The sequence below is a fragment of the Hallella sp. genome, from assembly GCF_037460745.1.
GTDB classification, from domain to species: Bacteria; Bacteroidota; Bacteroidia; order Bacteroidales; family Bacteroidaceae; genus Prevotella; species Prevotella faecis.
In genome coordinates, this window is the sequence record NZ_JAXVAE010000090.1 from 1 (window position 1) to 22,303 (window position 22,303).

Here is a 22,303-nt window from a genome sequence, read left to right on the forward strand (position 1 = left end):
AAAAATAAATAAAAAACTTTGGTTTTGCTCTCGCTAAACGATATACAAAAGGAGGATGCACCATAAATGACCATAGTCAATTATGACACACCCTCAGCATTAAAAGAGACTATCGAGATTTGGGGCGATAATTGTTAGTTGACAGCCACAAACATAAACTGGCCGGTGATATCGTTGAAATAGATGTCGTAGGTTCCAGCCGGAATGTTGAGGTTGTCGCCACCTGCCGCAGCGCAGTAGATCATGTCGGCGAGAGCGGCCGTCTGTCCACCCCAACTGGTGGTCCATTCGTGGTCGGCGCGGAACTTCACCTCAGCCGCTGCGGTGAACTTGTGGCGGAGATACCAGTTGTGGGGAGCCGTCTGAGTCATGTCGACGTCGGCTTTCCAGTCGTTGAATCCACCTATGATGCTCACGTGTGAGAACGCCTGCGGCTCCTGGTTGTCGAGCTTCGTCCATGAGTACTTCTTGCTTGACATGTCGATGGTGAGCGTGTAGTAGGCACCCTTCTCGGGGCACACGAAGGCGTTGGCGCCACTGTTCACGAGGTCGCCCTCGGCAGCCGTCTCGCCGTCGGTAACGCTACCCCATGCCAGGTCCCAATTGTTGATGTTGGCACGGTTCCATATCTTCAGGTTGGCGTCGCCTGTCCACTGCGTGGTGATGGAAGCCTTCGATCCGCCCTCGTTGTAGAAGGCGAGCTTCGAGGCAGCCTCAGCGTTCCATCCGTAGACGCCACCCACCATGTAATAAGAGTCGGCGCGCACCACGCTGTAGGTGTAGTCGATCATGTTGAGCGTAATGACGTATGTGCCCGCGTCGACAATCTTTCCAGCCTGCGGGTTGTCGGTAACGAGCGTGCCCGCGTCGCTGGTGTCGCCATCCTTCGCAGTTCCCAGCACGCCCTGTGCCCAGAGGTTGTTGGCGTCGATGTTCTCCTGCGGAATGATCTTCCAGCACTGGTTGGTGCCCGTTGTGGTGAGGGTGAATGTGAATATGGGGTCCTCATACACATCCTTGTCGGAGCGGCTGAACTTATAGTTGGGCAACGACGTTTCGTTGAGCGACCATGAGTTGAAGTCGCCCACGATGTAATAAGCCTTTGAGATAAACGGTGCCTTGGGCGACACGTTCACGCTGATCTCGCCCGCGTCGACGAAGAGCGCCTGACCGTTGGCCACCACATCGCTGTAGACGTGCGCCTTGAACGGGCGTGCCGACGGGCGCTTGCCGTAAGCCTTCACCACAGCCGTCTGCAAGGCCGTGCTGTCGATGGTTCCCTCGTTGGTGGCGTCGAGCTCCTGCGGAAGGGTGTAGGCGGCAGCCTCATCGGTCGGCGTGAGCACCACACGGGTGTGGCCGAGCTGCGCGCCCTCAGGCAGCGTAGCCGTAGAGAGGCTGAACACCTTCACATCCTTGCCGGGGTTGGCCAGGTTCACGTCGCCGGCGGCCGAAGCCGCAAATCCCGGTATGGTGATGGCGCTATCCTGGTCGTTGTGTTGCGGCGCCATCCAATCGTCGTAGTCGCCGCTGCAGCTCATGAAGGAAAGACCCACAAAAGCCGCCAAGCTATATAACAATGTTTTTTTCATGGTTGTTGATTATTTAAGATTTCACACCTTTCCTAATGGCCACGGGGGCTCGGGCGGCACCCTACTCCACCCGTAGCCATTATGAAAAAGTTATTGCACCTTACCTGTGTTCTTGTCAAAGTTCACATAGAGTTTCTGTCCGGGAGCGCAGCTCACCGAGTATTCGGGGCCGGCGTTGGCAGCCCAGTTCTCGGGAAGGTTGATGTCGCGGAAATAGAGGCTGCCATTGAGGAGCGTAAACTCCGTGCGCCACCACTCCACATTGGGGATGTGGATGTAGGCGCGCAGCTCGCCCGTAGCGGTGAAGGCCGGCGATACCCACTCGCCGTTCTGGTCGGCGGGAGCCTGCATGGCCGCAGCGGGGTTGGCCTCGTCCCATGTGCCGGCGGCGTCGCCCATGACGTAAGCCTCGCCCGGATAGATATGGAGCTTGTAGTTGATGGCCTTCTTGTCGGCGGTCATAACACCCTCGAAGAGCAGTGCATACCATCCGCCGTTGGCCAGCACGATGTTGTCGTCGTCGTTGTTCGACACGCCTGCACCAGCCTGGTCGTCGATGGTGATGCGGCTGTAACCACGCCAGTCGCCCTCGGCTGTTCCCCACTTGAAGGCACCGCCAGCCGGCACATACACCATGGTGTAATACTGACCCTGCAAGCCATAGACGGCGGGCACCTGCTTCCAGCTGCTCCATGCCTCCTGGATCGACGATCCGACGACATAGAGGCAACCCGGATACTCCACATCGGGAGCCTGATACATGGCGCGCACCCGAGGCAGCGTGATGACGTTAGAGAACGTCTCGCCGAGGTTCTCCGTCATGGTGCCGTCGATGATGGCGCGCAAGCGAACGTAGACGGGCAGTGTGGCCGGCACGTCGGCGTCAGGGTTGGCAGCCTGGAAGAGGTCCACCACGGCATTGTTAAACTCCACGGCGTTGGCGTTCATCTTAGCCTTGGTGAACGAGGTGGAGAGCTCCTTGAAGGCCGCCTCACTGTTGGCCTGACCGAAGGTGGGGTCGAGCGACACCTGTACGAAGTAGCGCACCTGGTAGGGCACACCCTCGCCATAGTTGGGCTGCGAGCAAGTAAGCTCCACGCCCTCCGACTTTGCCAGGTCGTAAATGTTTTCGGCATACGCCGGTGTGTTGAGCACGAAGCCCTCGGCCACGTGGCTCAGGTCCAGTGTCGGGTTGCTGTCGCGATCCTCGTCGCAAGCGGCGAAGAGGAACGGCAACACGAGCAACGGAAGCGTCATGAGTTTATGTAGATATTTCATGATCCAAAGTCTTTATGGTTATTCGGAAAAACTATTAATAGTTCGGATTCTGGTGGAGGTTGGGGTTGCCCGAGATCTCGTTGGCCGGAATCGGATAGATGTTGTAGTGGCTGTCGACACCCACACCGTTGGGCTGGCCGCCCTTGAAGCTCCAGAGATACTGGCTGCTGGTGTAGAGCCCGAAACGCACGAGGTCGCTGCGGCGGCGTCCTTCGAGGTAGAACTCGCGGCACCACTCATCGAGGATGTCGTTGAGCGAGAGCGACTTGGCCTCGTTGGTGCGGTGGGCGCGCTGCTGCAGCACCTTGATGTCGGCAAGGGCGGCGTCCTTGTAGCCCAGGCGGTAGTTGGCCTCAGCGCGTGTGAGGTAGATCTCAGCCAGACGGAAGAGGGGCACGTCGGTGTCGCAGAAGTTCTGGTCGTGAACCTGTCCGCCATCGGTACGCACGTTCGACCATTTCACGATCGACACACCGTCGAAGAAGTTCTTGATCGACTTGTCGGGCTCCAGTCGGCGCACACCACCGGCGTAGCCAGCGTAGAACAGCGCGCGGTCATCGCCCGCCTTGCTGACGAGCTCGGCTGTGCTGCCGCCGAGCACCTGGTCCATGGCGATGATGTCGGCCTCACTGAGGCTGCCGGCGTTAAGCTGGTTGTCGGACAGATACTTTTTGTAAGCCTCGGTGCAAGCCTTGTTGTCGGCGTTGGGCAGGTCGAGGGTGGGGATAAACTTACCCACGAGATTCTTGCGTGCGAAGACACACTGCCAGGGGTTGTTCTGGTAGAAATAGGGCATACCGCCGCAGCGTGTACCATTGATGAGCATGGTCGTTGCGCCGTGGTTGCGCGTCTTCAGACCGTCCTGGCGGATGGGGAGGATAATCTCCTGCATGGCCTCGGGATTCTCGTCGTTGTCGGCCATGAAGAGCTGCTGGTAACCGGTATATCCGTTCTTCTCGGCCCTACAGAGGTCGTAGGCGCCAGTATTCAGAATGCTGTCGCAGTAGTCCTTGGCCTTCTTGTAATCGTTGATCTGGCCGTCGGTGTAGACCATGGCGTTGAGCGCCAGGCGAGCGTGGAGGGCAAAGGCTGCACCGCGGTCGGCGCGTCCGAAGCTCTTGGCGTTGCAGTAGGCACCCACCTTCTTCATCAGCGGCTCGATGGCCGTGAGCTCCTCATCGATCCACTTGTAGAGGTCGACGCCGCTCTTCTCGGTAGGCAGGTCGCCATTAAACTCCACCTTGAACGGAGCCTTGTGGAAGAGGTCGAGGAACTGGTAGTAGTTGAGGCAGCGCAGGAAGCGCACCTCAGCCACCTCGTCGTCGGGGAGCTTGCCCGTCTGCTCGCTGATAAACTGGTTGTGGAGCGTGATGTCGTAAGCCAAACGCTGGTAGCACCAGTTGACACGCGGCGAGGCCGACGTCCATGCCATGTTGGTGATAGGCATGATGTCCTGGTTGTCCTGCCAGGCCCAGAGCACCTCGTCGGAGTTGAGCTCATTGAGGTTGAACACAGTGCGGTAGAATCCGCTCTCACCCTCGTCGGTGCCCATATCAGGGTTACCGTCAGGACCTTTCTGACCGGTGAGTCCGAGTGTGCCATACTGCTTGGCCAGCAGTTCCTCCACCTTATACGACGGCGAGGTCTGCGGGTCGATGGGCGAAATGTTCAGATCGTCAGCGCACGACACGGCGGCCATGCTGATGAGGGCCAACGCTGCGCTTTTCAATATGATGTGTTTCATGATTGTAAATGCTTAGTTAGATGGTTTTTATCCGTTGATGGTTTGCACGGTTAGAAATCGAAGTGCACACCGAGCTGGAAGCTCACTGGGCGCGGGTACGGATCCTTGTCGACGCCATTGGCCACCTCGGGGTCGAGACCCTTATACTTGGTGATGATGAATGGGTTCTGCACGGTGAAGTAGACGCGTCCGGCGAAATACTCGTGCGATCCACACTTCATGAGTGCTGGGAAGGTGTAGCCGAGGGTGATGTTGGAGCACTTGAGGAACGATGCGTTGCGAATGAAGTAGTCGCTGACGCTGTTCATGGCGGTGGTCAGTCCGGTGAATCCGAGAGCCACAGCCTCAGGATTGCTGTTCTCGAAGGCGCCGTGGCTGTAGAGTCCTGAGTCGCACACCTTAGCCTTGTTGGCGAGGTTGTAATAGTACACATAGTTGCCGAGCGAAGCGCGGAGCGAGAAGCTCAGGTCCCAGTTCTTGTAGAGGAACTTCGATGTGAGACCCATGATCACGTCGGGTGCCGGGCTCTTGTAGTAGTAGCGGTCGCCATCGTCGATCACGCCATTGTGGTCGCGGTCAACATAGAGACCCTCGATGGGCTTGCCGTTGTCGTCGTAGACCTGCTGGTAAACGAAGAACGAGTTGATGGGCTCACCCACCTTGTTGCGCTGCAATCGGGTTGTGGTACCGCGCGCGGCCACGGTGGAGTTGACCCACACCCAGTCTTGTGCGCCGGCCTTGAGCTCGGTGATCTTGTTCTTGTTCCATCCCACATTGTAGGTCACGCCCCATGTGAAGTCCTTGGTGACGATGGGCTTGGCGTCGATGGAGAACTCCAGACCGTAGTTGCGGAGCGAACCGATGTTCTGCAGCAGCTCGTCGCCGAAGGTGGTTCCTGCCGTTGCCGACACGTTGGCCAGCAGGTCGCGTGTGTTGCGGATGTATCCGTCGATGCTGAAGCCAACGCGGTTGTTGAGCGCGCTGAAGTCGACACCCACGTTCCATGTCTCGGTCTTCTCCCATGTGAGCTTGCCGTTATACTTGTTGGGTCGCATGGTATAATAATAGGTGTCGCCGAAGGTATACTGCGAGAACTGGTCGCCGCGCACATAGACGGGAGCGTAGTAGAAGTCGTCGATGCCGTTCTGCTGACCGGTCTTACCCCAGTCGAAGCGGAGCTTCAGGTTGTTGAGCCAATGAATGTTGGCCATGAAGGGCTCCTCGCTCATTCTCCATGCCAAGGCAGCTGATGGGAAGTAGCCCCACTTGTGGCCTTTGGCGAAGCGCGATGATCCGTCGGCGCGGAAGGTGGCGGTGAGCAGGTAGCGGTCGAGCAGGTTGTAGTTGAATCGGCCGAAGTACGACACGAGCGAGTTGTGTGTGGCCCATTCGGTCTCGCTTCTGAGCTTCTCGTTGTAAGCCTCGCCGGTCAGCGGGTTGGTACCCTTTCCGTAGGTGCCTGTTCCCGTGCGGTGGTAGTGCGACTGCTCTACGCCTGCCATGATGTCCACATGGTGGTCGCCAAACTGGTGCATGTATTGTGCGTAGGCGTTGCCCACGATGTTATACTTGTAATAATCCATAAACTCCTGGCGACCATAGTAGTTGTCGCTGTAAGAGGTGCGCGCCACATCGGTGGTCTGGCTGGAGGCGGTGTACTGCGCGCCGAGGCTGGCGTGGATATGGAGGTCTTCGAAGCCGTGGATCTTATAGTCGACCTCGGCGTTGCCGCTGATATCGTTGGCGTTGGCCACGCAATGCTTGTTGTTGAGCATGGCCACAGGGTTCTGCGGTGTTTGCGAGTAAGAGGTCTTGGTCCAGTTGGGGTCGTTGAACGAAGCGCCCTGGAGGGTCTGGTAATAGCCGCCCACCACGCTGTAGTCGGGATCGTCGGTGCGCACGGGACGTGTGGGATCCATGGCCAGAGCGGCTCCGATGGCTCCTGGGTCGGCGTAGCGGTCCTTCTCATACATATACTTGGCCGTAAAGTTGAAGTTGAGGTGCTTGTCGAGGAACGAAGGCGCCACGTTCACGCTGCTGTTGAAACGGTGCATCCAGCTGGTGCGGAGAATACCGTTGGCGGCGTTGTAGCCTGCGCTCACACGGTAGGGCATGTTCTTCAGGCCGCCCTGCATGCTCACGCTGTGGCTGGTCGACACGGCGGTGCGGAGAATCTCGTCCTGCCAGTCGGTGTCGGCGTCGCCAAGGAGGTTGGTGTCGATGCCCTTCGAGGCAACGAGGTCCTTAAGCTCTGATGCGTTGAGCGTATCGTATTTCTTGCGCACGGTCGACACCGTTACGTCGCCATTGTAGGAGAAGGTGGGGCGCTGACCGCTGCTTCCCTTCTTGGTGGTGATGATCACCACACCGTTGCTGGCGCGCGATCCGTAGATGGCTGTTGCCGAGGCGCTCTTGAGCACGGTGAAGGTCTCAATGTCCGACGGGTTGATGTTGGCGAGGATGTTGCTCATGCCCGTTGCGGTGTTGTTGTCGATGACGAGTCCGTCGATGACATACAACGGGTCGTTACTGGCCGAGAGCGAGGCGCCGCCACGGATGCGGATCTGCGCTCCTGCGCCTGGCGATCCACCGTCGGTCTGCACATCCACACCAGCCACCTTACCTACGAGCAGGTCGGAGGCGTTGTTGGTTACGCCCTTCGTGAGCTCATCGGGCTTCATGACGGTCACCGATCCTGTGAGGTCGGCCTTCTTGGCCTTACCGTAACCGATGACCACCATGTCTTTCAACTGGGTGGCTCCAGCTTCCTTCATCACCACGTCGACGTTTTGCCCAGCCGTGACGGTTGCGGGCTCATAGCCAATAAATGAGATGGTGATGGTCGATTTGGGGTTGGCAGAAATGGTAAAGTTACCATTGGCGTCGGTGATGGCTCCGCCCCCAACGCCTGCCACACGCACGGTGGCACCGATGATGGGTTCGCCCGTGGCATCCTTCACATGTCCTTTCACGACAACCTGTTGCGCGAAAGCACTTGCCGAAAGGAACAAGCCGCCTGTAAGGGCTGCAATCCTCAGGGTGTTAGAGAATTTAACATGCTTCATGGTTCATATTGTTTAGGTTGATTAATAATTGTCTCGTCTGTTTGCCAATTGCTTGGAGTCTGCAAAAAGGGGGCCAGTTGTCCCACGCCTGCGTCCATAACAATATATAGGGTAGGGTTGGTGGCTAGTCTCCTTGTTTCTCCAGGGCGAAAGGTAGATGTCGTTAGATTACATTGCAAATTTACGACGCTTTGCCATAGGTTGATACCCTTTTTTCATAAATCCGCCAAAATTCGTGTGCAAACGTTTGCATAATGCAAAAAGTTAAAATGGCAAAAAAGAACACCAAGTTACTCATTATTGGCGTAAATTTGCAGCCGTAAGACCAGATATATGGATAAGAAACAAGCTACTACGATGAAGGACATTGCCGAGCATTTCGGCGTGTCGGTCTCCACTGTCTCTCGCGCACTGAGCGGATGCAAAAAGGTGCGGCAGGAGAAGCGCGACGCCATCTGCGCCTACGCCAAGGAGCTCAACTTCTCGCCCAACGACCTGGCCCAATCGCTCAGAAACAATCGGCGACACGCCCTGAAGGTCATCGGCGTGATCGTGCCCGAGATAACCCATTACTACTTTGCGTCGGTGCTCACGGGCATCGAGGAGACGGCCTCCGAGCGTGGCTACCAAATAGTGATCACCATGAGCGGCGAGCACTATGAGCGCGAGCGACAAATCTGCCAGATGTTCGACACGGAGCCCGTGTGCGGTGTCATCATGTCGCAGGCCAAGGAAACCACGCAGTACGACCATTTCCAGATGCTGCTCGACAAGGGCCTGCCACTGGTGTTCTTCGACCGCATCTGCACGGGCATCAACGCCAGCCTTGTGGTGGTCGACGACTACATGGGGGCGTTCAAGGCCGTGACGCACCTCATCGAAACGGGCTGCCGCCGCATAGCCTTCTATGGCATGGCGGGCAAGGCCGAGGTGGGCAAGAACCGCTACAACGGCTACCGCGACGCCCTGCTCAAGGCGGGCCTGAAGCCCGACGACTCGCTGGCCATCGTGTGCGACAACCGCAGCGACGCCGAGCGCCTCACACCCAACATCCTCAGGCGCGACGACCGGCCCGACGCGTTCTTCTGCGTGAACGACGACACGGCCATCGGCGTGATGTACACGGCCAAGCGCATGGGATTCAACATTCCCGACGACGTGGCGGTGTGTGGATTCACCAACGGCAGCCGCGCCGTGGCATGCGACCCCCAGCTCACCACCGTGGAGCAGCGTGGCGTGGAAGTGGGGCGCGAGGCCGCCAACATCCTCATCGACAAGGTGGAGGGCCTGACCGACCCCGACAAGGTGGAGAAACGGGTGGTGAAAACCCGACTCGTGGTCAGAGGAAGCTCGAAATGACAATGTGGAATGTGAAGTGTGGAATGTGGAGTGGAATGAGTGATAAGTGATAATAAGGAATGAGTGATTGTAGATAATTTTAGTGTTGAAACCTGCTCACACACTCCACAACCACACTGCACATCCGCAACAACATACGTACGAAAGTACGGAAATACGAAAGTACGAAAGTACATACGTTCGTAAGAACTTGCGTAAGCAAATACGTTCGTAGGAACACCCCAGCCGCCGCAATGCGCGTTCGCCAACCACGATGGCGCATGGGCAAAACTTAGACCTAACAACAACCTAAACAATATCATGAAACAAAAAGAAGATTTAAGCTTTTGGAAGCTTTGGAACCTGAGCTTCGGCTTCTTCGGTGTGCAGATTGCCTACGCCCTACAGAGCGCCAACATATCGAGGATATTCGCCACACTGGGAGCCGACCCCCACTCTCTCAGCTATTTCTGGATTTTGCCGCCGCTCATGGGCATCATCGTGCAACCCATCGTGGGAACGCTGAGCGACCGCACCTGGTGCCGATTCGGACGGCGAATACCCTACCTCTTCATCGGATCGGCCGTGGCAGTGGCGGTGATGTGCCTGCTGCCCAACGCGGGATCGCTTGGCATGGCCGTGAGCACCGCCATGGTGTTCGGACTGGTGTCGCTGATGTTTCTCGACACGAGCATCAACATGGCCATGCAGCCCTTTAAGATGCTCGTGGGCGACATGGTGAACGAGCGGCAGAAGTCGTTTGCCTATTCCATACAGAGCTTCCTCTGCAACTCGGGCTCGCTGGCCGGCTACGTGTTCCCCTTCCTGTTTACCGCCTGCGGCATCGCCAACGAGGCGCCGAAGGGTGTGGTGCCCGACTCGGTGATCTTTTCGTTCTACATCGGAGCCATCATCCTCATCCTGTGTGTGCTCTACACCACGCTTACCGTGAAGGAATGGAACCCGAAGGAATATGCCGAATACAACGAGCGCAAGCCGGAGGCCGACGAGAAGAAGGCCGGGTGGATTACGCTGCTGCGCAACGCGCCGTCGACGTTCTGGAAGGTCGGACTGGTGCAGTTCTTCTGCTGGGCGGCGTTCATGTATATGTGGACCTACACCAACGGCACCATCGCCGACACCGTGTGGCACACCTCCGACGTGGCCTCGAAGGCTTACCAGGAGGCAGGCAACTGGGTGGGCGTGCTCTTCTTCTGGCAGGCGCTGGGAAGCGTGGTGTGGGCCGTGGTGCTGCCGCGCATCAAGAACGAGCGATGGGCCTACGCCATCAGTCTGCTCATCGGCGCCGTGGGATTCGCCATGGTGCCCTTCATCCACGACGAGAACCTGCTGGTGCTGCCCTATGTGCTCATAGGATGTGCGTGGGCCGCCATGCTCGCCATGCCGTTCGCCTTTGTGACCAACGCGCTGGAGGGCTACGGCCACAAGGGCGCATACCTCGGACTGTTCAACGGCACCATCTGCCTGCCGCAAATCGTGGCGGCCGCCTGTGGTGGCACACTGCTCGCCATGGTGGGATCGCACCAATACAACATGATGCTCGTGGCGGCAGCGCTGCTCGCACTCGGCGCCCTCAGCGTGTCGCTCATCAATAAGAACAAACCACAAAACCTTACAACACAACAATGAACATTCTTTTCAACCTGCAATATGCCACGGTGTTTGGAGAGACGCTCCAACTGAACGTGGTGGACCGTAACGGCGCCAAGGCGCAAACCTACGGCATGAACATGACCGCCGACAAAACGTGGACTTGCCAGATGGCGGTCGACGCGTCGGTGACCCACATCGACTATTACTTCAGCGTGGACCGCGGAGGCCAGGAGGAACGGCACGAGTGGACCACCATCACCCACCGACTGGAGCTCAACGGCAAGAAGACCGACACCTACATCGTGAGCAACCGATGGCAGGACATTCCAGGCGACTCGTATCTCTACAGCTCGGCCTTCACCGACTGTGTGAACCGTCGCACCCACGGCCGAATGAAGGCGTCGGCCTACGCCAAGACGCTGCGCCTCGTGGTGCGCGCACCGCAACTGAGAGGCGGATGCCAACTGGCGGTGGTGGGCGAAGACAAGGCCATGGGCCAATGGATTGCCGACAAGGCCGTGAGGATGGTGGAGCACAACCACAACGAATGGGTGGCCGACCTCAACCTCAGGGACTTTGCCAACGCCGGCACCACGGAGTTTAAGTTTGTGGCTTGGACCGACAAGGGCGACCTGCTCTGGGAAACGGGAGCCAACCGCCGCCTCGAACTGCCCATGGCCGACAACGGACAGATGGTGGTGAGGGAACTCGACCAGGCGTTCTTCGAGATCTATAATGAGCGACTGGCCGGCACGCTCATACCCGTGTTCTCACTGCGCACACGGGGCAGCTTTGGCGTGGGCGACTTCGGCGACCTGAAGCGTATGGTCGACTGGGTGGCCGAAACCGAGCAGCGGGTGCTGCAGGTGCTGCCCATCAACGACACCACGTCGACACACACTTGGACCGACTCGTACCCCTACTCGGCCATCAGCATCTTCGCCCTTCACCCACAGTTTGTGGACCTCAGGCAGTTGCCGCCCATCGCCGACAAGAAGAAGGCGGCCGAGATGGAGGCGCTCAGAAAGAAGCTCAACGCCCTGAGCCAGATCGACTATGAGCAGGTGAACAACGCCAAGACCGAATACCTGCGCATCATCTTCCAGCAGGAGGGCGAGGCCGTGATGAAGACCACCGACTTCCGCAAGTTTATGGCCGAAAATGAGCATTGGCTGGTGCCCTACGCACAATACTGCCATCTCCGCGACACGCTGGGGACGGTAGATTTCAGCCAGTGGAAGGGCCATGAGCAATGGCACGAGGCCGACCGCGGCGCACTGAGAAACCCACGCACCGAGGAATACCGCGAGGTGGCGTTCTACTACTATGTGCAGTATGTGCTCCACAAGCAGATGCAGGAGGCACACGAGTATGCCAAGGCGAGGGGCGTGGTGCTCAAGGGCGACATTCCCATCGGCGTGAACCGTTGCGGATGCGACGTGTGGCACGAGCCGCAATACTTCAACCTCAACTCACAGGCCGGTGCGCCGCCCGACGCCTTCTCTGTCAACGGACAAAACTGGGGATTACCCACCTACAACTGGCAGCGCATGATCGACGACGGATGCCAGTGGTGGATACGCCGCTTCCAGAACATGGCCAAATACTTCGACGCCTACCGCATCGACCACGTGCTGGGATTCTTCCGCATCTGGGCCATCCCCATCACCTGCGTACACGGCCTGCTCGGACAGTTTGCGCCGGCACTCGCCATGTCGCGCGAGGAGATCGAGGGCTACGGACTGCACTTCCAGGAGCAACTGTTCACCACGCCGTTCATTGCCCGATGGGTGGTCGACCGCGTGTTCCGAGAGCATGCACAGGAGGTGATCGACACCTACCTCGACCATCAGCACGACGACATCTACGCCCTCAAGCCGCAATACGACACGGAGCGCAAGATTGAGGCGGCCTTCAAGGACAAGAACAGCGATGTGGACATCTGGATACGCGATGGGCTCTACGCCTTAGCGAGCGACGTGCTCTTCGTGCGCGACTACAACGACCCCAACAAGTTCCACCCGCGCATCACGGCGCAGCTCAACTTCATGTATGAGGCGCTCTACGACAGCGACAAGGAGAAGTTCAACCGCATCTACAACGATTACTACTATCGCCGCAACAACAACTTCTGGTACAACGAGGCCATGAAGAAACTGCCGGTGCTGGTGCAGGCCACACGCATGCTGGTGTGTGCCGAGGACCTGGGAATGGTGCCCGACTGTGTGCCGTGGGTGATGAACGAGCTGCGCATACTCAGCCTCGAACTGCAACAGATGCCGAAGGACCCGAAGCTCACGTTTGGCGACCTTGCGCGCAATCCCTACCGCAGCGTGTGTACGTTCTCGACCCACGACATGCCGACCCTGCGACAGTGGTGGGACGAGGACTACAACCGCACGCAGGACTATTACGCCTCGAAGCTCTACCGCGGCGGAGCGGCACCCCACCCGCTGCCGGGATGGCTGGCCAAGGAGATCGTGGCCGCCCAACTGTCGTGCCCGTCGATGCTCTGCGTGCTCTTGCTGCAAGACTGGATGGCCATCGACGAGCAGCTACGCCTGCCCGACGCAGGCGCCGAGCGCATCAACATTCCCGTCAACCCACACCACTACTGGCGCTACCGCATGCACATCAACATCGAGGACCTGCTGGCCAACACACCTTACAACAACACAATCAAGGACCTCATCACGGAGGCCGGACGACACCTGAACAACAAATAAAACCATCATCATGACGCGCAAAGACATCCTACTTCTCGCCATGGCGCTGCTGCCCATGGGCGCCGCGGCACAAACCGTAACCTCGCCCAACGGCAACGTGGTAGTGACCTTCTCGCTCTCGCCCAAGGGACAACCCACCTACGAGATGCAATACAAGGGGAAGGCGGTGTGCAAACCGTCGCACCTCGGACTGGAGCTTGCCAAGGACAAGCACGCCTCGAAGGGCATGGACGAGACCGACCTCATGGACGGATTTGAGGAGACCAACCACCGCACATCGACCTTCGACGAGACGTGGAAGCCGGTGTGGGGCGAAACGGCCACCATCAGAAACCACTACAACGAGATGGCCGTGGATCTCCGACAGCCGGCCACCAAGCGAAACATCACCATACGCTTCCGCGTGTACGACTATGGCATGGGACTGCGCTACGAGTTTCCGCAACAGCAGGAGCTCAACTACTTCGTCATCAAGGAGGAGCACACGCAGTTTGCCATGGCAGGCGACCACACGGCCTACTGGATTCCGGGCGACTACGACACGCAGGAGTATGAATACCAGATCACGCCGCTCACCGGCATCAGGGCCGTCATAGCCAAGAACCGCGAAGCGTATAAGGGCAACTCGTCGACGACGGTGTTCTCCGACACGGGCGTGCAAACGTCGCTCCAGATGAAAACCAGCGACGGCCTTTACATCAACATCCATGAGGCGGCATGCATAGACTATCCCACCATGCACCTCAACCTCGACGAGAAGAACCTCGTGCTCGAGTCGTGGCTCACGCCCGACGCCGTGGGACGGAAGGGATTCATACAGACGCCGTTCAACACGCCCTGGAGAACGGTGCTCGTGAGCGACGACGCACGCGACATGCTGGCCTGCAAACTGACGCTCAACCTCAATGAGCCGTGCAAGATCGAGGACACGTCGTGGATACACCCCACCAAGTACTGCGGCGTGTGGTGGAACATGATCGTTGGAACGAAGACCTGGAGCTACACCAACGATTACCCATCGGTAAGGCTCGGCGTGACCGACTACTCGAAATGCAAGCCCAACGGCACACACGGCGCCACCACGGCGGAGGTGAAACGCTACATCGACTTCGCCGCGAAGAACGGCCTGCAAGAGGTGCTCGTGGAAGGATGGAACGTGGGATGGGAAGACTGGTTCGGGCACCAGAAGCTCGACGTGTTCGACTTTGTGACGCCCTACCCCGACTTCGACATCAAGGCGCTCAACGACTATGCCCACGCCAAGGGGGTGAAGCTCATGATGCACCACGAAACATCGAGCTCGGCGCTCAACTATGAGCGACACATGGAGGAGGCGTTCAACCTCATGAACCGCTACGGCTACGACGCCGTGAAGACGGGCTACGTGGGCGACATCATCCCACGCGGCGAGTACCACTACTCGCAACTGATGAACAACCACTACCAACGGGTCGTGGAAACGGCAGCCAAGCACCACATCATGGTCAACGCACATGAGGCCACACGACCCACGGGCATCTGCCGCACATGGCCCAACCTCGTGGGCAACGAGAGCGCCCGAGGCACGGAGTATGAGGCGTTTGGGGGCAATGTGGCCTACCACACGGTGATGCTGCCGTTCACCCGCCTGCAGGGCGGTCCGATGGACTACACGCCGGGCATCTTCGAGACGCGACTCGCCGACTGGAGCAACAACAAGAGCTTTGTGCACTCCACGCTCTGCGGACAACTGGCGCTCTACCTCGTGATGTACTCGCCGCTGCAGATGGCAGCCGACCTGCCTGAGCACTACGAGAAATACGACGACGCATTCCAGTTTATTCGCGACGTGGCGTGCGACTGGGACGACTCGCGCTACCTGGAGGCCGAGCCGGCCAAATACATCACCGTGGCGCGCAAGGCCAAGGGCACCGACAACTGGTTTGTGGGCGGAAAGACGGGCGAGGACGCCCATACCGCCGTGGTGCGACTCGACTTCCTCGACAAGGGGCGACGCTACGACTGCGCCATCTACCAAGACGCCAAGGAGGCCGACTACGAGAAGAACCCGAAGGCTTACCACATTCTGCACAAGACCGTGAAGAAGGGCGATGTGCTGAAAATCAAGGAGGCGCGCGGCGGCGGTTTCGCCGTGTCGCTGATGGCCAAGTAACACCCACACGCTACCCATAACATGAAAGTAAGATACTTATTAACCGTAATCTTTGCCGCCATGATGACATGGAACGCCAACGCCCAAGGGCGATTTAACGAGATGGAATATGGCAAGACGCAAACCGTGTTCCACCTCAACGCACCCTCCATGCCGAAGGTGCGCATCTACAAGGACGCGCAGGGAGGCAAACCCATCAAGACGGTGAAGATGCGGGCCTTGGGAAACAACCGCTGGGAGGCCATCCTCAAGGGCGACCTGGCAGGACGGTTCTACACCTTCGACATGGGCCTTGGCGAATGTCCGGGAACGTTCGCCAAGGCGGTGGGCGTGAACGGCAACCGAGGCGCCATACTCAACATGGCCGACACCGACCCCGAGGGATGGAGCCACGACCGACGACCCGCGCTGGCATCGCCCGCCGACCTCGTGATCTACGAACTGCACATGCGCGACTTCTCCATCAGCCCCACGTCGGGGTTGCAGCACCAGGGAAAGTACTTGGCGCTCACAGAGCCCCGCGCCATCGACTACCTGAAGCGGTTGGGCGTGAACGCCATCCATTTCCAACCGTTGTTCGACTATGCCTCGGTCGACGAGACGCAGCTGCAACGGCCGCAGTTCAACTGGGGCTACGACCCGAAGAACTACAATGTGCCGGAGGGTAGCTACGCCACCGACCCCTACAAGCCGGCGGTGCGCATACGCGAGATGAAGGCCATGGTGCAGGCGCTCCACAAGGCGGGCATACGCGTCATCTTCGACGCCGTGTACAACCACACGTTCGACATCGACGGAAGCAATTTCCAACGCACCTATCCCGACTATTACTACCGCAAGACGGCCGACGGACGCTACTCCAACGGGTCGGGCTGCGGCAACGAGACGGCCTCGGAGCGGCCGCTGATGCGCGAGTTTATGATAGAGAGCGTGAAATACTGGATCAACGAGTTCCACATCGATGGCTTCCGCTTCGACCTCATGGGCGCGCACGACATCGAGACGATGAACGCCATACGAGCCGCCGTCGACGAGATCGATCCTTCGATCTATATCTACGGCGAGGGATGGAGCGCCGGAGCGTGCGCCTTCCCGCAAGACCAGTTGGCCGTGAAGGCGGCGGCCTACAAGCTCCACGGCATAGGGGCGTTCAGCGACGACATGCGCGACGCCCTGCGCGGACCGTTCAGCGACGACACCAAGGGGGCGTTCCTCGTCGGCTTAGGGGGCGAGGAAGAGAGCCTGAAGTTTGGCATCGTGGGCGGCATAGCACACCCGCAGGTCGACATGGCGCGGGTGAACTACGACCACAAGCCGTGGGCCAAGGAGCCGACGCAACAGATAAGCTACGTGAGCTGCCACGACGACATGTGCCTGGTGGACCGCCTGAAGGCAACCATGCCAGGATGGAACGACGCCACGCGAAGCTACGCCGACCGCGAGGCGGAGCTCATACGCCTCGACCTACTGGCACAGACGGCGGTGTTCACGTCGCAGGGTGTGCCGTTCATCTTGGCGGGCGAGGAGATGCTGCGCAACAAGAAGGGGGTGCACAACAGCTATGCGTCGCCCGACAGCATCAACGCGCTCAACTGGGACAACCTGAGGCGTTACCCCGAGGTGTTTGAGTATTACCGCGGATTGATCGGCCTGCGCAAGCACCATCCGGCTTTCCGCCTGGCCAAGGCCGACGCCGTGAGGGAGCACCTGGAGTTTATGGCCTCCGACCACTGTCTGGTGGCCTTCCGCCTGAAGAACCTGGAGGGCATCGACAGCTGGAACGACATCATCGTAGCGCTCAACGCGAACAAGGAGCCGAGATCGATCGTCCTTCCACAAGGCCACTACTACGTGGCGTGCTGCAACGGTGTGATCAACGAGGAGGGCATCGGCATGCCCATCAAGGGCCAGGCTACGGTCGACGCCCAATCGGCACTGATACTCTATCGGAAATAAAGCTGAAACAACAAAGATTAAGATTATGAAGAAAAAACTGATATCACTAATGATGCTTATGAGTGCAATGAGCATGAACGCAGCGGTGGGGGTCGATCGCATTGAGCCCACCAACTGGTATGTAGGCATGAAAGACGCCTCGCTGCAACTGATGGTGCACGGCAAGGATGTGCGCAGCGCCGACGTGGAAGTGAGCTACCCGGGGGTGCGCATCGATTCTATCGCACGTCTCGACTCGCCCAACTATCTCCTCGTCTACCTCAACCTCAAAGGGGCCAAGGCGGGCGAGATGACGCTGTGCTTCAAGCAGGGCAAGCAGACCAAGAAGGTGAAATACCTGCTGAAAGACCGCGACATGGCGGGCGACAAGCGCATGGGATTCTCCAACGCCGATGTGCTCTACATGCTCATGCCCGACCGATTTGCCAATGGCAACCCACACAACGACGCCTTCAAGACCATGCGCGACAAGACGTGCGACCGCACGGCGCCAAGCCTGCGACACGGAGGCGACATGGAGGGCATTCGTCAGCATCTCGACTACTTCAAGGACCTCGGCGTGACGGCGCTGTGGTTCACGCCGCTGCTCGAGAACGACGGTCCCAACGATGGGGCACATTCTACCTACCACGGCTACGCCACCACCAACTACTACCGGGTGGACCCGCGATTCGGCACCAACGAAGAGTATAAGCGGCTCGTCGACGAGGCCCACAGCAAGGGTCTGAAGGTGGTCATGGACATGATCTTCAACCATTGCGGCATAGACCATCCGTGGGTGGCCGACATGCCATCGAAAGACTGGTTTAACACGCCCGAATGGCTCGCACCGGAAAACCAGACGGCGGCGCATAAGAAAAAACTGGGCACCATCGACGGCGTCGCCAAGGTGAACGACAAGTACTTGCAAACGAGCTACAAGCTCACGCCGGTGCTCGACCCCTACGCCAGCCAGATGGACCTCAAGGAAACGGTAGACGGGTGGTTCGTGCCTACCATGCCCGACCTCAACCAGCGCAACCCGCACGTCATGAGGTATCTCATACAAAACAGTGAGTGGTGGATAGAGACCGTGGGCATCGACGGCATACGCATGGACACATACCCCTACGCCGACCGCGACGGCATGGCGCTATGGATGAAGACGCTCAACAACGAATATCCCAACTTCAACACCGTGGGAGAGACGTGGGTGACGGAGCCGGCCTACACCGCCGCATGGCAGAAAGACAGCAAACTGACGGAGAAGAACAGTTACCTCAAGACGGTGATGGATTTTGCCTTCTTCGACCGCATCAACCAGGCCAAGAACGAGGAGACCGACGGATGGTGGCAGGGATTCAACCGAATCTACAACGCGCTCTGCTACGACTATCTCTACCGCGACCCGCATCATGTGATGGCGTTCATCGAGAACCACGACACCGACCGGTTCCTCGGCAACGGCCGCGACTCGCTGGCGCTGAAGCAGGCGTTGGCCTTGCTGCTCACCATCGACCGCATACCGCAGCTCTATTATGGCACGGAGGTGCTCATGAACGGCACGAAAGAGGTGACCGACGGCAATGTGAGGCGCGACTTCCCCGGTGGATTCCCCGGCGACGAGCACAACGCCTTCACTCAGCAGGGACGCACGAAGGAGGAGAACCAGATGTTCAACTGGATCAGTCGTCTGCTCCACTGGCGACAGGGCAACGAGCTCATCACCAAGGGTAAGCAAACGCAGTTTATTCCGCAGGACGGGGTGTATGTCGTGGCGCGCACACTGCCGGGAAGGGCGGTGCTCACCATCGTGAACGGCACGTCGCACCAACGCAAGATGCACACACAGCGCTACCAGGAGGTGCTCCAAGGGGCCAAGCAGGCCAACAACATCCTCACACGACGCACCATCGACCTCACAAAGGACATCACGCTGGCGCCAAGGGCCACCATGGTGCTCGAGATCAACGCACAGCAATAAAATAACACGAAACCGTCTATGAACAAGAAATTATCATCATTGGTGGCAGCACTGGCCCTACCCGCAGCACTCATGGCGCAGGGATGGCCAGCCAACCACCAGGGCGTGATGCTGCAAGGATTCTACTGGAACAGCTTCGACGCCTCACACTGGAAAAACCTGGAGAGCCAGGCGGATGAACTCGCACAGTATTTCAACCTCGTGTGGATTCCGCAGAGTGGCAACTGCGGAGGCGAATCGATGGGATACGACGACCTCTACTGGTTCAACAACTACCAGAGTGCCTTCGGATCGGAACAGGAGTTGCGGTCGATGATCGGCAAGCTCAAGCAAAAGGGAATAGGGACCATCGCCGACGTGGTGATCAACCACAGAAAGACGCTCACCAACTGGGTAGACTTCCCAAAGGAGACGTACCAAGGGAAAACCTACCAACTGTTGTCGACCGACATCTGCAAGGACGACTGCGGCGGACAGACGGCCTCATGGGCCGCCGCCAACGGATATGCGCTCAGCAACAACAACGACACGGGCGAGGGGGTGACGTTTGCACGCGACCTCGACCATAACAGCGCTAACGTGCAGAAGAACGTGAAGGCGTATCTCCACTTCCTCCTCAACGACATGGGGTATGCGGGCGTGCGCTACGACATGGTGAAGGGCTACGCGGCCAAGTTTACGGCACTCTACAACGCCGACGCCAAACCAACGTTCTCGGTGGGCGAGTATTTCGATGGTAACAAACAACTGCTCACCAACTGGATCAATGGCACGAAGGTGAACGGGGTGATACAGAGCGCGGCGTTCGACTTCAACACACGATATGCCGTGCGCGACGCCACAAACTATAGCAACTGGACCAAGCTCGACCACGACGGACTGGCCACCGATCCCACCTACGCGCGGTACGCCGTGACCTTCGTGGAGAACCACGACACCGAACGGCGGTCGGCCTCGGAGCAGCAAGACCCCATCAAGCGCGACACGCTGGCGGCAAACGCCTACATCCTCGCCATGCCGGGTACGCCCTGTGTGTTTCTCAAGCATTGGATCGATTGTAAGGCCGACATCAAGAACATGATTCTGCTGCGTAACCTCACGGGCATCAACAACCAGAGCGCATGGAAACGCAACGGCAGTAGCGTGGCACGATACATATTCACCACTACGGGAACGAAAGGACGACTGCATGTGGCTGTGGGATCGTCGGCCAACACCTACTCGCCCGACGCCAACACATGGGCGCTCGCTGCCGAAGGGCACCACTACCGTTACTTCCTGGAGCGCACCATGCAAACGGCGTGGACTTCGCTGCCTTCGGGCCATTATGATGAGGGGGCGACGGTGACGCTCAGGGCCATCGCCACAGACAAAAATGCACAACTGGTTTACACGCTCGACGGAACAGACCCCACCAGCCAAAGCAGACGCGCAAACAACGGCGCCACGCTGCTCCTGCCGGAGGGAAACACCACGCTGAAGGTGGCGCTGCTCACGGGCGGCAAGGTGCTGGGCACCGTCACCAGGACTTATCAGGTGGAAGCGTTCAAGCCTTACAACATCAGCGTTAACGTCAACACCGACGCCGTGGGATGGACGTCGATGTATGTGTGGTCGTGGGGTGGCGACGGATCGCACAACCCCACAGCAAAGAGCTGGCCGGGCGACCGTGTAACGACCACCACCAAGCTCGACGGCAAGACGTGGTACACGCTCCACTACGCAATCAATGCGAAGAACGATTATGTGAACTTCGTGTTCAACAGCAGCAATGGATCGGTGCAAACAGCCAATGTGCAGAACGTGAAACGCACATCCTATCTCGTTGTTACGGCAAGCAAGGATGCCAGCGGACATTACCTCGTGAAGGATGTGAGCGACAAGTACGCCACGGCCATCGCACCCATCACAACGGCCAACGCACATCGACCCACCACGGTGACAAGCATCGACGGTCGCACGCTACGACGCTTCAGCACCTACGTAGACGCTGCGGAGGCCACAACCGGACTTCCCGCCGGCCTCTACATCGTAAACGGCGCCAAGGTGGCAAAGCCATAAACCTCTCGCACAGGTGGTGAACGCTCCGCCTATGAGGCAAGAAAAAATACATAAGAGGTTATAAAGAAGAAAGCTCCCCAAGCCGGCCCTGTGGCTGACTTGGGGAGCACTGTTGGAAGAGGGTTAGAGACAACTGTTCAGGCCGAGGGTGGTGGCCACGGCGGTGAGGATGCTCAGCGCCAGTTGCACAATGTTCTTCCAGGTTTGACGAGATAGTTTCATGATGCGTGTGTTAGTGTTGTTAGATGTGAGACGGATGGGTTACGCCTTGGGATCGGTGGGAGTCTTGGCGTCGACCACAGCGTTCTTAGGAGCCTCCTTGGCGGTGACGCCCTGGAGCAAATCCTTCACGTAGTTGCCGGCGCGGCGGTTCTTGTCCGTCACCTGACCGTTGCCCACGAAGTGGATCTCGGGAGCGAAGAGCACACGGAAGTTCTTCACGTTCTGCGCTCCAAACTCGGCGCTGGTGGCGGCGGCAACGGTGTTTATGCCCACCTTAAACGCGCCGATGCCATCGAGCACCACCTTCTGCGAGTTCTGCAAATGCTGCTTCATAGCCTCTGAGGCCCCTGCGAGCACCGCCAACACATCAGCGTAGGTCACGGTGGTGGCGTGCGAGATCTCGGAAGCGAGATCCTTGGTCGACACGGTGTTGAGGATGACGCTGCGGCCATACCACTTGCCATAGTTCTTGTTACCCTCGCGCTTCTCCTGATACTTACGATAAAATACTGCCATAATTGTTTTTCTGTGTTTTAAGGTTAATAATGATTGTGAGTGTTTGTGTTGATACCGTAGCATGCGCCCCGCGGTG

13 protein-coding genes are annotated in these 22,303 nt (G+C 58.5%); 7 read left to right on the top strand and 6 right to left on the bottom strand.

Features of this window, described 5'->3' with window-relative positions; translation table 11 throughout:
- Positions 1 to 134 precede the first annotated feature (134 nt).
- From WKK33_RS05335 to WKK33_RS05350, 4 genes are all read right to left on the bottom strand, one after another.
- A complete protein-coding gene (locus WKK33_RS05335; RefSeq protein ID WP_337932834.1) occupies positions 135 to 1,592 on the bottom strand; it encodes a DUF5115 domain-containing protein in 1,458 nt (485 codons plus the stop codon).
- Between the two features lie 90 nt (positions 1,593 to 1,682).
- Positions 1,683 to 2,870 carry a SusF/SusE family outer membrane protein gene (locus tag WKK33_RS05340; RefSeq protein ID WP_337932836.1) on the bottom strand — a complete coding sequence of 396 codons (1,188 nt, stop codon included), beginning with the start codon at positions 2,868 to 2,870 and terminating at the stop codon, positions 1,683 to 1,685.
- Positions 2,871 to 2,904: 34 nt separating this feature from the next.
- Complete coding sequence (gene susD / locus WKK33_RS05345) at positions 2,905 to 4,614, bottom strand: starch-binding outer membrane lipoprotein SusD (RefSeq protein WP_337932837.1); 1,710 nt, start codon at positions 4,612 to 4,614, stop codon at positions 2,905 to 2,907.
- Between the two features lie 50 nt (positions 4,615 to 4,664).
- On the bottom strand, positions 4,665 to 7,679 hold the full coding sequence (locus WKK33_RS05350) for a TonB-dependent receptor (protein WP_337932839.1): 3,015 nt from the start codon (positions 7,677 to 7,679) through the stop codon (positions 4,665 to 4,667).
- 333 nt (positions 7,680 to 8,012) lie between these two features.
- Between WKK33_RS05350 and WKK33_RS05355 the strand changes: the two genes are divergently transcribed.
- From WKK33_RS05355 to WKK33_RS05385, 7 genes are all read left to right on the top strand, one after another.
- A complete protein-coding gene (locus WKK33_RS05355) occupies positions 8,013 to 9,038 on the top strand; it encodes a LacI family DNA-binding transcriptional regulator (protein WP_215760295.1) in 1,026 nt (341 codons plus the stop codon).
- A gap of 300 nt (positions 9,039 to 9,338) precedes the next feature.
- Complete coding sequence (locus WKK33_RS05360) at positions 9,339 to 10,667, top strand: MFS transporter (RefSeq protein WP_337570090.1); 1,329 nt, start codon at positions 9,339 to 9,341, stop codon at positions 10,665 to 10,667.
- Positions 10,664 to 13,357, top strand: coding sequence for a 4-alpha-glucanotransferase (locus WKK33_RS05365; protein ID WP_337932841.1), 2,694 nt, complete (start codon positions 10,664 to 10,666; stop codon positions 13,355 to 13,357). Before WKK33_RS05360 ends, WKK33_RS05365 begins: the two co-directional genes overlap by 4 nt.
- A 10-nt stretch (positions 13,358 to 13,367) precedes the next feature.
- Positions 13,368 to 15,509, top strand: coding sequence for a glycoside hydrolase family 97 protein (locus tag WKK33_RS05370; protein ID WP_337570748.1), 2,142 nt, complete (start codon positions 13,368 to 13,370; stop codon positions 15,507 to 15,509).
- A gap of 21 nt (positions 15,510 to 15,530) precedes the next feature.
- Positions 15,531 to 17,465 carry a type I pullulanase gene (gene pulA / locus WKK33_RS05375; RefSeq protein WP_337932843.1) on the top strand — a complete coding sequence of 645 codons (1,935 nt, stop codon included), beginning with the start codon at positions 15,531 to 15,533 and terminating at the stop codon, positions 17,463 to 17,465.
- Positions 17,466 to 17,490: 25 nt separating this feature from the next.
- On the top strand, positions 17,491 to 19,428 hold the full coding sequence (locus WKK33_RS05380; protein ID WP_337932844.1) for a glycoside hydrolase family 13 protein: 1,938 nt from the start codon (positions 17,491 to 17,493) through the stop codon (positions 19,426 to 19,428).
- Positions 19,429 to 19,446: 18 nt separating this feature from the next.
- A complete protein-coding gene (locus WKK33_RS05385) occupies positions 19,447 to 21,489 on the top strand; it encodes an alpha-amylase family glycosyl hydrolase (RefSeq protein WP_337932846.1) in 2,043 nt (680 codons plus the stop codon).
- A gap of 123 nt (positions 21,490 to 21,612) precedes the next feature.
- Here the strand turns inward: WKK33_RS05385 and WKK33_RS05390 are convergent, their stop codons facing one another.
- On the bottom strand, positions 21,613 to 21,711 hold the full coding sequence (locus tag WKK33_RS05390) for a smalltalk protein (protein ID WP_215760288.1): 99 nt from the start codon (positions 21,709 to 21,711) through the stop codon (positions 21,613 to 21,615).
- A 39-nt stretch (positions 21,712 to 21,750) separates the two neighbouring features.
- Positions 21,751 to 22,227 (bottom strand): HU family DNA-binding protein, encoded by a 477-nt coding sequence (locus WKK33_RS05395; RefSeq protein WP_215760287.1) that lies wholly within the window; start codon positions 22,225 to 22,227, stop codon positions 21,751 to 21,753.
- Between the last annotated feature and the right edge of the window lie 76 nt (positions 22,228 to 22,303).